The 14,512-nt window shown below is 44.1% G+C and carries 11 protein-coding genes; 10 read left to right on the top strand and 1 reads right to left on the bottom strand.

All coding sequences use genetic code 11. From position 1 onward, the window contains the following. Window positions 1–510: 510 nt before the first annotated feature. Both ACP2WE_RS05850 and ACP2WE_RS05845 read left to right on the top strand, forming a co-directional pair. Entirely contained in the window at window positions 511–1,629 is a 1,119-nt protein-coding gene (locus tag ACP2WE_RS05850; RefSeq protein WP_425214652.1) for a GumK N-terminal domain-containing glycosyltransferase, read from the top strand. Between the two features lie 15 nt (window positions 1,630–1,644). Continuing rightward, window positions 1,645–2,724: a glycosyltransferase family 4 protein gene (locus ACP2WE_RS05845; protein WP_425214651.1), complete on the top strand. Its 1,080-nt coding sequence runs from the start codon at window positions 1,645–1,647 to the stop codon at window positions 2,722–2,724. Here the strand turns inward: ACP2WE_RS05845 and asnB (ACP2WE_RS05840) are convergent. Beyond that, entirely contained in the window at window positions 2,709–4,613 is a 1,905-nt protein-coding gene (gene asnB / locus ACP2WE_RS05840; protein ID WP_425214650.1) for an asparagine synthase (glutamine-hydrolyzing), read from the bottom strand. The genes ACP2WE_RS05845 and asnB (ACP2WE_RS05840) overlap by 16 nt on opposite strands. Before the next feature lie 222 nt (window positions 4,614–4,835). On the opposite strand from asnB (ACP2WE_RS05840), the gene ACP2WE_RS05835 reads away from it, so the two are divergent. The 8 genes from ACP2WE_RS05835 to ACP2WE_RS05800 all read left to right on the top strand — a co-directional run bounded on the left by ACP2WE_RS05835 (window position 4,836) and on the right by ACP2WE_RS05800 (window position 14,448). Next, window positions 4,836–6,176, top strand: a complete 1,341-nt coding sequence (locus ACP2WE_RS05835) for a nucleotide sugar dehydrogenase (protein WP_425214649.1) — start codon at window positions 4,836–4,838, stop codon at window positions 6,174–6,176. 11 nt (window positions 6,177–6,187) lie between these two features. Continuing rightward, entirely contained in the window at window positions 6,188–7,132 is a 945-nt protein-coding gene (locus tag ACP2WE_RS05830) for a Gfo/Idh/MocA family protein (protein WP_425214648.1), read from the top strand. After that, window positions 7,125–7,706 carry an acyltransferase gene (locus ACP2WE_RS05825; RefSeq protein WP_425214647.1) on the top strand — a complete coding sequence of 194 codons (582 nt, stop codon included), beginning with the start codon at window positions 7,125–7,127 and terminating at the stop codon, window positions 7,704–7,706. The genes ACP2WE_RS05830 and ACP2WE_RS05825 overlap by 8 nt, the downstream gene beginning before the upstream one ends. Next, a complete protein-coding gene (locus tag ACP2WE_RS05820; protein ID WP_425214646.1) occupies window positions 7,703–8,866 on the top strand; it encodes a DegT/DnrJ/EryC1/StrS family aminotransferase in 1,164 nt (387 codons plus the stop codon). Before ACP2WE_RS05825 ends, ACP2WE_RS05820 begins: the two co-directional genes overlap by 4 nt. Window positions 8,867–8,927: 61 nt before the next feature. Beyond that, entirely contained in the window at window positions 8,928–9,941 is a 1,014-nt protein-coding gene (locus ACP2WE_RS05815) for an NAD-dependent epimerase/dehydratase family protein (protein ID WP_425214645.1), read from the top strand. A gap of 490 nt (window positions 9,942–10,431) precedes the next feature. Continuing rightward, window positions 10,432–11,673, top strand: coding sequence for a hypothetical protein (locus tag ACP2WE_RS05810; RefSeq protein ID WP_425214644.1), 1,242 nt, complete (start codon window positions 10,432–10,434; stop codon window positions 11,671–11,673). A gap of 58 nt (window positions 11,674–11,731) precedes the next feature. Further along, the gene (gene asnB, locus ACP2WE_RS05805) at window positions 11,732–13,609 is read left to right on the top strand and encodes an asparagine synthase (glutamine-hydrolyzing) (protein WP_425214643.1); all 1,878 of its coding nucleotides are present in this window, start codon (window positions 11,732–11,734) and stop codon (window positions 13,607–13,609) included. A 2-nt stretch (window positions 13,610–13,611) separates the two neighbouring features. After that, on the top strand, window positions 13,612–14,448 hold the full coding sequence (locus ACP2WE_RS05800; RefSeq protein ID WP_425214642.1) for an ABC transporter permease: 837 nt from the start codon (window positions 13,612–13,614) through the stop codon (window positions 14,446–14,448). Window positions 14,449–14,512: the final 64 nt, after the last annotated feature.

Here is a 14,512-nt window from a genome sequence, read left to right as displayed (position 1 = left end):
CATAAATTAAGACTTCTGGAATTTTAGGAAATTACGCACTACAGTCTCAGATAGCCAGAATGACGACTCCAAAGAGATCGAAAAAAAGTTGCATATTTCCTAAAATATAGCATTTCAGGGTAGTCCATTATCCAAGGGTGAGATCTAAGCTTGCTAAAGCTTTCAGAGTTTGCTTTTGGTTTGCTAAAAGTAGCTACTCTTAAAAGTTCCAGCAATTGTTACAGTTTCCTCATTTCATTAGCGCGCTACCGCTATTTTTAACAAAAAGCAATGTGTAACTTAATTTGGTGTAGGGTGTCATCTACAGTGTTTTCTGTCATATAAACGCTAAATCTAACAGTGGTGTAAATTAATCAGTAGTTGTTCGGGCGGCTCATGTTCAAAAAAACAATCTATTTTGAAGTGTAGTTTAGGATTTGTACGCTAGAAGCGTAGGGTAGAAGTTACACTCTGATAAGAGTTGTACATTACCTCAGATTATTTTTTGTTTACAAAGCGTTTGCCTTAGCTATGAAGCGTGTCGTATTAATTACTGGTCACTACTGGAATTCTAAGCGTAAGGCTGGTTTTCACTGGCTGGCAGATGCTCTATGGCGGCAAGGCTGGGAAGTTGTTTTCTTGACGGCTGCCCTCAGTTGGCTATCTGTGATTCGAAGAGATTACCGCCTAGAGTATCCAGTATTGCAAGAGGCAAATAAGCTTCAGCAAGTAAAGCTAGGAATGTGGAGCTACGTTTGGTTCACGCTCTGGCATCCAGCTAATTTACGCTGGAATTTACTCAATTTCCTTAGCCGCAAGTGGTTTCATTCTTATAGCCAGCTCCCTTTAGGTGAAGTAGAACCTATGATCAGGGATGCTGACCTCTTCATCTTTGAGAGTACTCCAGCACTGCTTCTTTTTGAAAAATGTAAGTGTCTTAATCCCCGTGCCCAATATATCTACCGTGTCTCAGACGATCTGCGACGATTACGCAGTCACCCCATTGTTCTAGAACGAGAGAAACAGATCGTATCTCAGTTTGATTTAGTTAGCGTTCCTAGTCGGTATATATACGAGCTCTTTGACAAACTGCCAAACCTAGAATTACAGCTACATGGAATTCGTAAAGACCTTTTTTCCTTGGAGTATTCAAATCCTTATCCTCCTTCTGAGTTTCCAAACCTAATTTTTGTGGGGAATTCTTATTTTGACTGTGACTTCCTTGACCAAGCCAGCCAATTATTCCCTTACTGGCAATTTCATGTGATTGGACCTATTAACAATTTACCAAAAAGACAAAATATCATTGCCTATGGAGAGTTGCCTTTTGAGGCAACAGTCCCTTATTTAAAATATGCTGATATTGCCCTACAGACACTTGTATATAGTCGAGGTAGTGAGTCTTTTACGGATAGTCTCAAAGTTATTCAATATACATATTGTCAGTTGCCCATTATTGCCCCAGCTTACCTATCTTCATCTCGGGCTCACATGTTTTACTATCAACCTGATAATGTCGCGAGTATACGAGAGGCGCTAATTTCTGCACATACCTACGATCGCTCTAAGATCCAAACAGATGAAATCATTTCTTGGGATGAATTGGCTTTGCAATTGCTGCAAACTGTTCGTAAAAGTGCAGGTGAATGAGTTGAAGGATTGGCTATGCTAATTAATCTCTCGTTCTTACTTAATAATCCTACGGGAACTACAACCTATGCCTTGAACCTGCTGCCCCACCTACAAGCACTCAATCCTACACTTTTAGTAGCCCAAAAACTGTTTGGCTATAACTGCTATGAAGTTCCGCCAAATCAAACTGCCGAGCAGGGGTTAAATGGTCATTTGCGAAGGCTTGTTTGGACACAATTTCAACTAAAACAAATCTATCAACAGTTTAAATCCTCTCTGTTATTTTCTCCGCTTCCAGAGGCTCCCATCTATACCAAATGTCGGTTTGTTGTGATGGTTCATGACTTTATTCCACTGCGTTTTCCTAAGCGTTTCTCACCTCTGACTCCTTACAACCGCTACTATGTTCCTCTGGTGCTTGAGCAAGCACAACATATTCTCTGTAACTCTGTCGCTACTGCGAATGACATCATCAACTTTTACAATATTCCTGCTCGTAAGATCGCGCCTATTCCCCTTGCTCACGATCGCAGCCATTTTCGTCCAATCATCTCCCATGAAAACAGGGCAGGGGCTTCCTACTTTCTTTACATCGGACGCCAAGATCCTTACAAGAATGTCCATCGCTTGATTGCTGCATTTGCAATGCTACCCCATGGCAAGGACTGCGAACTGTGGTTAGCGGGCCCAACCGATCCCCGCTACACCCCAGCTTTAGTAGCACAGGTTGAAGCGTTGGGCATTCGCGATCGGGTGAAGTTCCTTGATTATGTGCCTTACCGCGAATTGCCTAAAATGATTAATCAAGCGATCGCGCTCGTTTTTCCGAGTCTATGGGAAGGATTTGGGTTTCCCGTACTTGAGGCAATGGCTTGTGGTACACCGGTTATCACGTCTAATCTCTCCTCTCTGCCAGAAGTTGCAGGTGATGCAGCAATTCTTATCGATCCGTACAAGGTTGGAGAACTCACAGAGGCAATGCAGGCAATCATCTCTGACTCTGCTTTGAGGCTATCTCTCTCAAGTCAAGGTATTGTAAGGGCAGATCAATTTAGTTGGGAAAGAACAGGAAGAGCCACAGTAGAGGTTTTGTCTGGCTATCTTTCTACTTGAAATACCTGCAGCCAACGGCTAAAACTAATTGTGCGCCATATCATTGTATGAAGCCCTTCTTTACCATCGATCGCATTCGTAAATAACTGTTGCAAGATATTTGGATGCAGCCACTCTCCTAAGTTTGCTATAGCCTTCTGCAACTCTAGTGCAAACTGTTCCCGTTGGTCATGCCTCATCCACTGTATCGCAGGTGTTACAAAGCCCATTTTGTCTTGGCGGGTTCTAATCGATTCTGGTACAATGCCGCGCATTGCTTCTCTTAAGATGGCTTTACTTTGCCCCTGCTGAATTTTAAGCGAATCATCTAGGGTGTAGATAAATTCTACCAGTCTGTAATCTAAGAAGGGTACGCGTGACTCAATGGAATGAGCCATGGAGTTGCGGTCTTCCCAATGTAGTAGTGCTGGCAAGCTGATACTCGTAAGCTGTTGTCTAGACAAATCGCGAATGGAACGTAATGGCGCGATCGCAATTTGAGCACTCGCCTGTGGATCGATGCCTAATTGATCCAAATAACCTGCATTGAGCCAATTGGGAACACTTTTGTCGGAGGCATAACCAAGCATCTGTCGCAAAGGCTGTCGTATCCATTCGGGTAGTAAAGGTTCGATAATGCCCTGTAATTCCAAAGGGCTTTGATAGCGTTTACAGGTTATGACTTCATGGAATAACTGCCCCCATTGACCATCATGCAGAAATCCTGCAAACAAAGCCGCATAAAACCTTGTATAGCCTGCCAATATCTCATCTGCGCCTTGTCCGTCTAAGATCACTTTTACACCTGATTGACTGGCTTGACGGAACACGCACCACTGGGCAAAGATGCTTGTCGAAGCAAAGGGTTCGTCTTGCACCCATGTGAGCCGATCGAGTTGTTCAAATAGTTCTTGCCCTGAGGGGAAAAGAAAATGGGGCTCGATCTGTGTGCGCTCAACCACTGATTGGATGTACTGCCGTTCGTCATAGCGCTCATCTTCAAAGCAAGAAGAAAAGGTTTGGAAGGGATAGGGTGAAGTTGCTTGCCGCAAGCGATCGCTCAGGCAGACGATCGCTGAAGAGTCTAACCCCCCTGAGAGACAAGATCCCACCGTGACATCAGCTCGCAAACGCAGGTTTACTGAGTCTTGGAGTAAAAATTGCAGCTTTGACTGGGCATCTACCATGGTCATTTCCTGCGTGACTGACGGCAGTTCGTACCATTGCTGCACCTGGAGTTTGCCAAAATTGGGGCGAGCGCGATCGCAGTGGAGCGTAAGATATTCCCCACCACGCAGTTGGTATACGCCTTGAAACATCGTTTCTTTGGTGTGATCCAACAGACCATATGCTAAAAAATCATAGGTACGTTGGGGATTGAGCTTGGCTGACCAGTTGGGTAACGTCGTAAATTGCTTAATCTCAGAAGCAAAGGCGATGAGTTGGGGTTGCTCGTATATGTATAGGGGCTTGATGCCAAAGCGATCGCGTGCTGCCCATAAAACTTGCTTTTTTTCATCCCACAATAAAAAAGCAAACATACCGTTAAAACGGTGTAAACAGTCATAGCCCCAAGCTTGGTATGCGGCGAGCAACACTTCTGTATCTGAGTGACTGCGAAAGATGTAGCCTAATTCTGTTAACTCTGCCGCCAGTTCTAGATAGTTGTAGATCTCACCGTTGTAAACTAGCCAGCAATGTCCATCTACACTTGCCATCGGTTGATGTCCTGCTGCCGACAAATCAAGAATCGAGAGGCGACGATGCCCTAATCCCAACCCAACCGCATCCGCAAAGTAAAACCCACTATGGTCGGGGCCTCGATGTGACACCATCTCTGTAAAGGTTGCCAAAAGGCTGCGGTCAATCGGTTTTAAATCATAACGCCAGATGCCACTAATCCCACACATGCTACTCGGTTCGTAAACTTGAGTCTAGAGTAACTTGAGTTCGGGCTAAATTTTGAATTTAGCGACTAGGTACAGCACAAACTCCCCTGATAAATTTGGGGATAATCGCCACTAAACCCCATAATAGACGTAAGGCTCATATACGAATTATTGCCTAATCGATTCGTGATATATTGTGTCTTCATAAATTTTAGGTAGTTAGGTTTTTTCATTTAAGTGTTAATGAAGCCAAATATTGTGGATGCGCCAGCCACTTTTAGCCAATTGCAAAGCAAAATTAAAAACCATACTGCCACCGTTGGCGTGGTTGGACTTGGCTATGTAGGCTTGCCCTTTGCCGTTGAAAAAGCCAAAGTAGGTTACCAAGTTTTAGGCATTGAGCTAAACCCCGATCGGGCAAAGCAGGTAAATGCCGCTGATAATTACATCCCCGATGTCAAGGATGAAGATCTCAAGGCTGTAGTTGAGAGCGGTAAGCTCAAGGCTGTTATGGGCTTCGATCGCATTCCAGAAATGGATGTCATCGTGATTTGTGTGCCGACGCCCTTGACCAAAAATCTCACGCCTAATCTCAGCTATGTGGAGGGTGCAACGCGGGGAATTGCCAAGTATCTTCGCAAAGGTCAACTGGTTACTTTGGAGTCAACTACCTATCCAGGTACAACGGATGAAGTGATGCGTCCTTTGCTCGAACAAGTCAGTGGGTTAAAGCAAGGACAAGACTTTTTTTTGGCACATTCGCCAGAACGAGTCGATCCTGGAAATCTACGCTACACAACCAAAAACACGAGCAAAGTTGTGGGTGCTTCCGATCCGCACTCATTGGCGATCACGCAAATGTTTTACGAGCAGACCATTGAACATATCGTGCCTGTGAGCAGTGCTAAAGCTGCCGAACTGGTAAAAGTATTTGAAAATACGTTCCGTGCTGTCAATATTGCTTTAGTGAATGAATTAGCATTACTTTGCGATCGCATGGACTTGAATGTTTGGGAGGTACTAGATGCTGCCAATACCAAACCATTTGGGATTATGCCTTTCTATCCTGGTCCTGGTGTTGGAGGTCACTGCATCCCAATCGATCCGCACTATTTAGAGTGGAAGGCAAAGGAATTTAATTTTGAGACCCGATTTATATCCCTAGCTGGAGAAATTAATCGGCGCATGCCAGAGTTTGTCCGTGAAAAAGTCTGGCGATCGCTGAATAAAATTGGTGTAGCTCCTTCTAAATCAAAAGTTTTGATTATGGGCGTAGCCTACAAAAAAAATTTGGGAGACTGGCGCGAATCCCCTTCAATTTCTTTGATTCAAAATCTTTTGGGCGATCTGATCCAGATTTCCTATCACGATCCTTTTGTGCCTGAGATTCAGGTTGGCAGTTGCACATTCCAATCTGTCGATCTGACCGATGCGGCGATCTCTAGCTCCGATCTGGTTGTCATTGCCACCGATCATAGCCAAATCGACTACGAACATCTTGTTGAAAAAGCTAAAGCGGTATTGGATACACGCGGGATCACCCGCCATCTGAACTGTGACAAGGAAAAAGTGACACTTCTGTGACGAGAGGAACTGTGAAACAAGTAATCGTTGTAGGTGCAGGAAACTGGGGTAAGAACCTCGTCCGTAATTTTTATAGTTTGGGGGCTTTGGCAGGTGTCGCCGAGATGAGCCCTGACTTGCGTGCAGCAATCGCGACTAGTTTTCCTGATACACCCCTTTATGACAATTTTCAATCAGCTCTCGATGCTGAGGTGTCTGCTGTTGTGCTGGCAACCCCCGCACCCTCCCACTACAAACTGGCTTTGCAGGCCCTAGAAGCTGGCAAAGATGTTTTTGTGGAAAAACCAATGACCCTCAAAACTGAGGAGGCAAAACATCTTGCTGAATATGCCGACAGGCACGATCGCATTCTGATGGTGGGGCATCTGCTCCTGTATCAACCCGCGATCGCATGGATGCGGGACTATCTCGCCAGTGGTAAAGCAGGAAGAGTCTTGCATGTGTCTACCCAACGCGCAAAATTAGGTAAGGTGCGTCGCGAAGAAAATGTTTGGTGGTCGTTTGCGCCCCATGATGTCTCCGTCGTCTTAGATTTACTGGGTAACCCTAAATTACAGCAGGTCAAAGCCAGCGGACACGCTATGCTGCAAGATGGCATTGCAGATCATGTCCATGTCGATCTGCGATTTCAAGGCGGGCAAACTGCCCATATTCACACCTCTTGGTACTATCCGCTCAACCAGCGCAGCACAGTCGTAATTGCTGAAAAGCAAATGCTGGTTTATGACGAGGTGGCTCAGACGGTTACAGTCCATCATAAAAGCGTAGATAGCCAACTTAACAATCAAGATGGGGGCAGCGAAATTATCGCTGTAGCGGCTGCCGAGCCCCTAAAATTGGAGTGCGAACATTTTCTCGAATGCTTGACGAGTCGTCAGCGTCCGCGCTCTGATGCTTGGAATGGTGTGGCGGTTGTGGAAGTTTTAGAAAAAGCACAGGAGGCGATCGGTGACTGACTATTTCGTACATGAGTCAGCTTATGTGGATGAAGGTGCAGAAATTGGCTCGGGTAGCAAGGTTTGGCATTTCTCCCATGTGACAGGTAAAGCCAAAATTGGCAAAAATTGCATTCTCGGGCAGAATGTTTTTGTTGCCAATGGGGTCACAATCGGCAACTACTGCAAAATCCAAAATAACGTCTCACTTTATGAAGGTGTTGTTTTGGAAGACTATGTCTTTTGTGGTCCCAGCATGGTGTTTACGAATGTCAAAACCCCCCGATGTGAATATCCCCGCAATACCAGCGCTGATTACAAAACCACGATTCTTAAGCGTGGGGCGAGTATCGGAGCCAATGCCACCATTGTCTGTGGGGTAACCCTCTATGAAGGAGCCTTTGTAGCAGCAGGCGCAGTGGTCACCAAAGATGTGCCTTCCTATGGCATGGTTGCAGGTGTACCAGCGCGGTTAGTGGGCTGGATGAGTGCCTATGGGGACGTGTTAGAGTTTGATGCGTCAGGCTTTGCAGTCGATTCCGTTGGCGGAAAATATCAACAGGTATCAGAAACAGAAATCAAAAAAGTAGCATGAGCGATCTCAAAATTCCTATTCTCGATCTCAGTCCCCAATATCAAGCCATCAAAGCAGATATTCATACTGCAATTACGCGTGTTTTAGATTCGGCGCAGTTTATTATGGGGCCCGATGTAAAACTGTTCGAGCAAGAGGCTGCCACTTACTTAGGGGTCAAACATGCGATCGCGGTTAACTCGGGTACAGATGCTCTCGTAATCGGGCTAAGAGCTTTAGGAATTGGGGTGGGGGACGAGGTGATTACCACGCCCTTTTCTTTTTTTGCTACAGCTGAGTCGATTAGTAACGTGGGTGCGACACCAGTGTTTGTGGATGTCGATCCGCGTACTTTTAATATCGACCCTAGCAAAATTAAAGACAAAATTACGTCGCGCACGAAGGCGATTATGCCAGTGCATCTCTATGGCAATCCCGCTGCGATGGCACAGCTTCTTGATATTGCCCAGGCGCATGGGCTCAAGGTGATCGAAGACTGCGCTCAGTCTTTTGGTGCAAGCTATGCAGGCACTTGTACGACTTGTCAAGGAGCTTGTCAGGATACTACGAGATCGGCGATCGCAGGCAAAATGACGGGTGCGATCGGGGATGTCGGTGCGTTTTCATTTTTTCCGTCAAAAAATCTGGGAGCCTATGGCGATGGTGGCTTAATTGCCACGAATGATGATGCCATTGCCGATCTCTGTCAAAAGCTACGGGTACATGGCTCTAAGAAAAAGTATCACAACGAAATCCTTGGTTATAATTCTCGTCTTGATAGCATCCAGGCAGCAATTCTACGGGTTAAGCTACCCCACATTGATACATGGAATGCAGGCAGACGGCGAGTGGCGCAAACCTACAATCAACTGCTGGCCGACATCTCTGAAATTATTACACCAGAGGTTGCTACGGGGCATGTCTTTCACCAATATACGATTCGCATTACCAACGGACAGCGCGATCGCATGAGTAAATACCTTGCCGAGCAGGGCATCAGTACGATGATCTACTACCCCATCCCACAAGATCGCCTGCCTGTCTATGCAGGTAAGTATCCTGCCAATCCGATCAGCGATGAGCTGGGCACACAGGTGTTGAGTTTGCCAATTTGGCCAGAGCTAGACCGAGCGATCGCCGAAGAAGTGGTACGATTTTTAAGACTAAGTATTAATCACTAGTTAGTCTATAAATCCTCTGGGTCAGGCTAGAGATATTTGTCATTTTAGTAAGGAACAACGCATGGATTTAAAAGGTAAGCGCTTTCTAGTCATCGGTGGGGCAGGATTTATTGGTTCCCATGCTGTCGATCAACTCCTCAAAGAAGATGTGGCAGAAATTCGCATCTACGATAACCTCACTCGTGGCAGCAGAGAAAACCTCGCAGAAGCGCTCAAAGACCCACGAGTTAATGTCTTTTCCCTTGGTGGAGAACTTTTACATCGAGATATTTTAGATGTCGCCATGAAAGATATTGATGGTGTCTTTCACTTTGCGGCTCTATGGCTATTGCACTGTTACGACTTTCCACGTTCGGCTTTTGAAGTTAACATAGGTGGTACTTTCAACGTTCTCGAAGCCTGTATCAACAATGGTGTGAAAAGGCTAGTATATTCTTCTTCTGCTTCTGTGTACGGAGATGCTCTAGCAGAGCCAATGACCGAAGATCATCCTTACAACAACAATAATTTCTACGGCGCTACAAAAATTGCGGGCGAACAGATGGCACGCGCTTTATATCACCGTTATAAAGGCACTGAAAAACACTTTGACTATGTTGGGTTGCGCTATATGAATGTGTATGGTGCTCGCCAAGATTATAAAGGAACCTATATTGCCGTAATTATGAAAATTCTCGATCGCCTCGATCGTGGACTGCCGCCAGTTGTCTATGGGGATGGTTCTCAGGCCTATGACTTCATTTATGTGGGCGACTGTGCTGCCGCAAATATTTGTGCGATGAAAGCAGATACAACAGATGCTTTCTACAATGTGGGAACAGGCGTAAAAACTACGATTAAAGAACTGGCAGAGATGATTCTCGATGTTACAGGTTCTGATTTGAAAATTCAGTATGAACCAGCAGGTCCCACCTTTGTTAAAAATCGTGTTGGCTGTCCCAAAAAAGCTTCAGCAGAGATAGGCTTTACTGCTAAAGCTGGATTGCGCGAGGGGATTAAAAACCTGATTGAGTGGCGAAACAACCATAAAGAAGAAGTAGAAACGCGTCGTCTGGCTGCAGGGCTCAAAGGGTAACTTTAGGCAAGGTCGATCCCTTTCAATTATTAAGAGAGCGCCTGTCATTTTTTAATGGTAGGCGCTCTCGCATAATAGCCCTAATAAATTGGGTGAACAGAATAAAATTGAAGATGCTTCTAATTTTTTAGAGAGCTTAAAGCCGCTCTGGTTTACATTAAGCCTAAATTAGCTATTGCAGAGAAAGTCATTTTATCGAACGACTTTTTAACATTTGAACAACAGGGGCTAGCAATTATTGGAATTCACTGTCTCAGACCTAACACATGTACTATTTTGTTCGCAGGTTACAACTTCAGAATAATTTTTTGTATTTAATTCTCTAACTGAGCAAAATGTAAAATTATTGAACGAAGTGTGCCGTGACTTTGTCTAACAAATTAGTGCACGATCATGCTGGAAAATGGTTAGAAAGATTAAATTTTTTATTCTCTTTATACTTGGCATCGCATTAGTTATTATTACTGTTAATGCGAGCTGGGGTCTCGTTTTGGCTGAGCAGGAAGAGATAAAAACTGAGAACTTTATACAAAACCTAGACATTTCTAACTATGAAAGGAACGGCTCTGATGTCAGAAATCCTAGATACTCTCCTTTACGGCTTGGCAAACCTTTAGAGGAGATAGATATAACCTATGACTATGACTTCGAGCTTTTAGAGGCAACAGAAAAGTCTTTACAGGGAATCGATCGCCATAAAACTCTAAAGCATATTTTTGATATTGTCACCAATGGTGCTAAAAGCAATACAGAAAGACATTTGCGGGTATTAAATTTTTTGCAGAGGAGTAGCTTTAATAATTTTATCCAACCGATGTATCCTAACAAAAAAGCAGTTTTCGATCCCTTAGTCTTACTAGAATTGTCGGAAATGCGATGCGGTCAAGTAGCTAGAGTTGCTGTTGACCTATTTGCTGCTGCAGGAATCAAAGGTCGTTTGATCCAAGTAAAAAATCACGTTTTGGCTGAATTGTTTTATGACGGATCTTGGCATTATTTCGATGCAGATCTTTTGGGAGGATCTCAAACAGTCTTTGACGCACAGGGAAACATACCATCTTTTGTCGATCTCAGTAATCATCCATATGAAATTGATAAGATCCCCTATAACAACAAACCCATAGTTATGGAACTGAGTCAAGTTTCTTTCTCTTATCCCTATCCCTCTTCTTTCTACTTTAACTATGATTCTTCTTTGTCGTTGTACTATGAAAAAACTGCCACAGTACAAGAGGAGCGAAATCAGATCTATGGCTGGGACTCCTATCAAACAATTGTTGATAAAGATCGTAAAATAGGTCATATCAAAGATTTTTATATGCCAAGCGCAGTGACTTTTAAAGGCATTCAAATCTTGGCAGACAGTTCGGGTAAACGCATATTGAGTCTTAAATGGCTTCCCTCTGAAGATATAGATCGAGATATTCTTGGTTATAGAGTTTATATATCAAAACATACAAGGGGTTGGAATTACATTCGAGCGACTAATCCCAAACAATTGGAAAATTTTTACAACAAACAACAGCTAACTTGGCATCCAGAAATGCTTGATTTACTTTACCAAGAGCCTCCTCACGAGGTAGCTCTAATTAAAACTAGGCAAGAGGAGATCGATGTTCCTTTTAAGCAGTCTGGAACTTATTACATCACAATTATGCCCTATGATGCTCATGGAGAGTCAGTCGGCAAAGCTATCTATAAGCCATCTGAAGAAATTAAGATTCGGGTGTAATTTAGATAGTTAGAAATTAGATGAAACTTAAAGTCGTGTTAGTGCACCCAAAGAATTAATGTGTGGAATTGCAGGAGTTATACATTTTGACGGCGAGCCTGTATCACCTGTCATTTTAAAAAAAATGACTGATGCGATCGCCCATCGAGGTCCTGACGGTGAGGGTCAATTTATTGAAGGTTCTGTTGGACTAGGGCATCGGCGGTTGGCGATTATCGATCTATCTCCTGCAGGGCATCAACCGATGTCCACAGCGGATGGGAGGTTTTTGATTAGCTTTAATGGCGAGATCTATAATTTTAACGAACTGCGAATTGAACTAGAGACGCTTGGTTATCCGTTCCATTCCCGCACAGATACAGAAGTCTTGCTCTATGCTTATGCCGCATGGGGAGAGCAGTGCCTCCATCGCCTCAATGGTATGTTTGCCTTTGCGATTTTCGATCGCCACAAACAGGAAGTATTTCTTGCCCGAGATCGCTATGGCATCAAGCCTTTGTATTACACGTTGCAGGGGCAAAAATTTCTCTTTGGCTCTGAAGTCAAAGCTATCTTAGCTAATCCTGCCTATCGCACTAACATCGATTTAGAAGCACTGCTAGAGTATCTTACATTCCAAAACTTCTTTACCGATAAAACCCTATTTAGCGACATAAAACTCCTACCAGCAGGTTCGTCGATGTTATTGTCGGTGCGATCGCCTCAGCCACCTCACGTAAAACAATATTGGGACTATCACTTTGTCGAGCCAGAAAACCCCAAAGACGAACTCGAATATCTTGAGGAACTAGATCGCCTATTTCGGCAGGCGGTCAATCGCCAGTTAATCAGTGATGTTGAACTGGGGGCATATCTGAGTGGTGGCATGGACAGTGGTTCGATTACTGCGATCGCTGCTCAACAACTTCCCTATCTCAAATCTTTTACTTGCGGGTTCGATCTCAACTCTGCTTCGGGGATTGAGGTCAGCTATGACGAGCGCGAACCTGCTGAGTATATGTCTTACCTATTTAAGACTGAGCATTACGAAATGGTCTTAAAAGCAGGGGATATGGAGCGAATTATGCCTCGTTTAGCATGGCACTTAGAAGAGCCTCGTGTTGGGCAAAGTTACCCAAACTTCTATGTCGCGCAGCTAGCCAGTAAGTTTGTCAAGGTTGTTTTAGCAGGTACAGGTGGTGACGAACTGTTTGCTGGTTACCCCTGGCGCTATTACCGCGCAGTTGTCAATGATGATTTTGACCATTACATCGATAAATACTACGGGTTTTGGCAGAGGCTTTTGGTCAATGGAGAGACACAGGCAGTCTGCGCACCAATCTGGGATCAAGTAAAGCATGTTTCGACCAAAGACATCTTTAAGCGTGTTTTTCAGCAACCTCTCCAAGAATTTACCCGACCTCAAGACTATGTGAACTGCTCGCTCTACTTTGAAGCCAAAACTTTTCTCCATGGTCTTTTGACAATTGAAGACAAACTCAGCATGGCGCATTCTCTTGAAACTAGAGTGCCATTTTTAGATAACGATCTAGTTGATTTTGCCATGAAAATGCCAGTGAATTTAAAACTTGGCAACCTTACGGAAGTCGTGCGCCTGAATGAAAATGACCTTGGCAACAAAACTGCCAAGTATTTTCAAAAAAATAAAGATGGCAAACTCTTACTGAGAAAAGCAATTTCTCGTTATATCCCAAGCAGCGTTACAGAACGGGAAAAACAGGGCTTTTCTGCGCCTGATGCCAGTTGGTTTAAAGGAGAGAGCATCGATTATGTCAGACGTAGGATATGCAACCCTAAAGGCAGGATTTACGATCTCTTGGACTATAAATCGGTTCAACAATTGATCGATCAACATCTTGAGGGTAAACAAAATCGCCGTCTCCTGATTTGGTCGTTGTTAAACTTGGAAAGTTGGTGCGAGCAGTTTTTAGGATGAGTATGGGATCTCCTTCATTATTTACGAGCCACTTGCAGGCATTTCGCGATGTTTTTCGGCTCCTCACGACCTATAAGACGCTGACATGGGAGATGGCAAAACGAGAAATTACCGATCGCTATCGCGGTCAGTTTTTTGGACTGTTTTGGGCAGTAATGCATCCACTCGTTTTAATTGGTGTTTACATTTTTGTTTTTGTGATTGTGTTCAAAGTCAAAATTGGGGGCACGAGGGAAATGCCTCTAGATTACACAACCTATTTACTCTCTGGGCTAATTCCTTGGCTAGCCGTGCAAGAAAGCATGTCTAAGGCAAGCACAGTGATTACCAGTAATGCCAGTTTGGTCAAGCAAGTTGTTTTCCCGATCGAGATCTTGCCAATTAAAAGCGTGCTTGCCTCCTTGATCACACAGGGGATTTTCTTTGCCATTCTGATTGTGTATGTTCTAGTTACACACTTCGCATTACCTGTTACCTATGCACTGTTACCCCTGTTGGTATTTGTGCAAATGATTGGTATGGCTGGCGTGTCCTATATTTTGGCAGCGATCGGGGCTTACTTCCGAGACATGAAAGATATTGTGCAAGTGTTTACAGTGATTGGGATTTACGTCTTGCCGATTTTTTATCTACCCGAACAAGTCCCCGAACTATTTAGACCAATCCTTTACTTCAATCCTTTTAGCTACATGATCTGGTGCTATCAAGATGCGCTCTATTTTGGCAGGTTTGCCCATCCTTGGGCGTGGGTCGTATATATTTTACTGAGCCATCTCATTTTTGCGCTTGGCTACGGACTTTTTGAGCGATTAAAAGTTATGTTTGGTGACGTATTGTAAACGATCTGAACTTGATGAGTTAGTGAATCTATCGAGAAGCGCACTCAATCACACACTCTCAAAT

Source organism: Tumidithrix helvetica PCC 7403 (genome assembly GCF_965232925.1).
In the GTDB taxonomy this organism is placed as follows: Bacteria; Cyanobacteriota; Cyanobacteriia; order Pseudanabaenales; family Pseudanabaenaceae; genus Tumidithrix; species Tumidithrix helvetica.
This window is presented reverse-complemented; position numbering and strand designations above follow the sequence as displayed.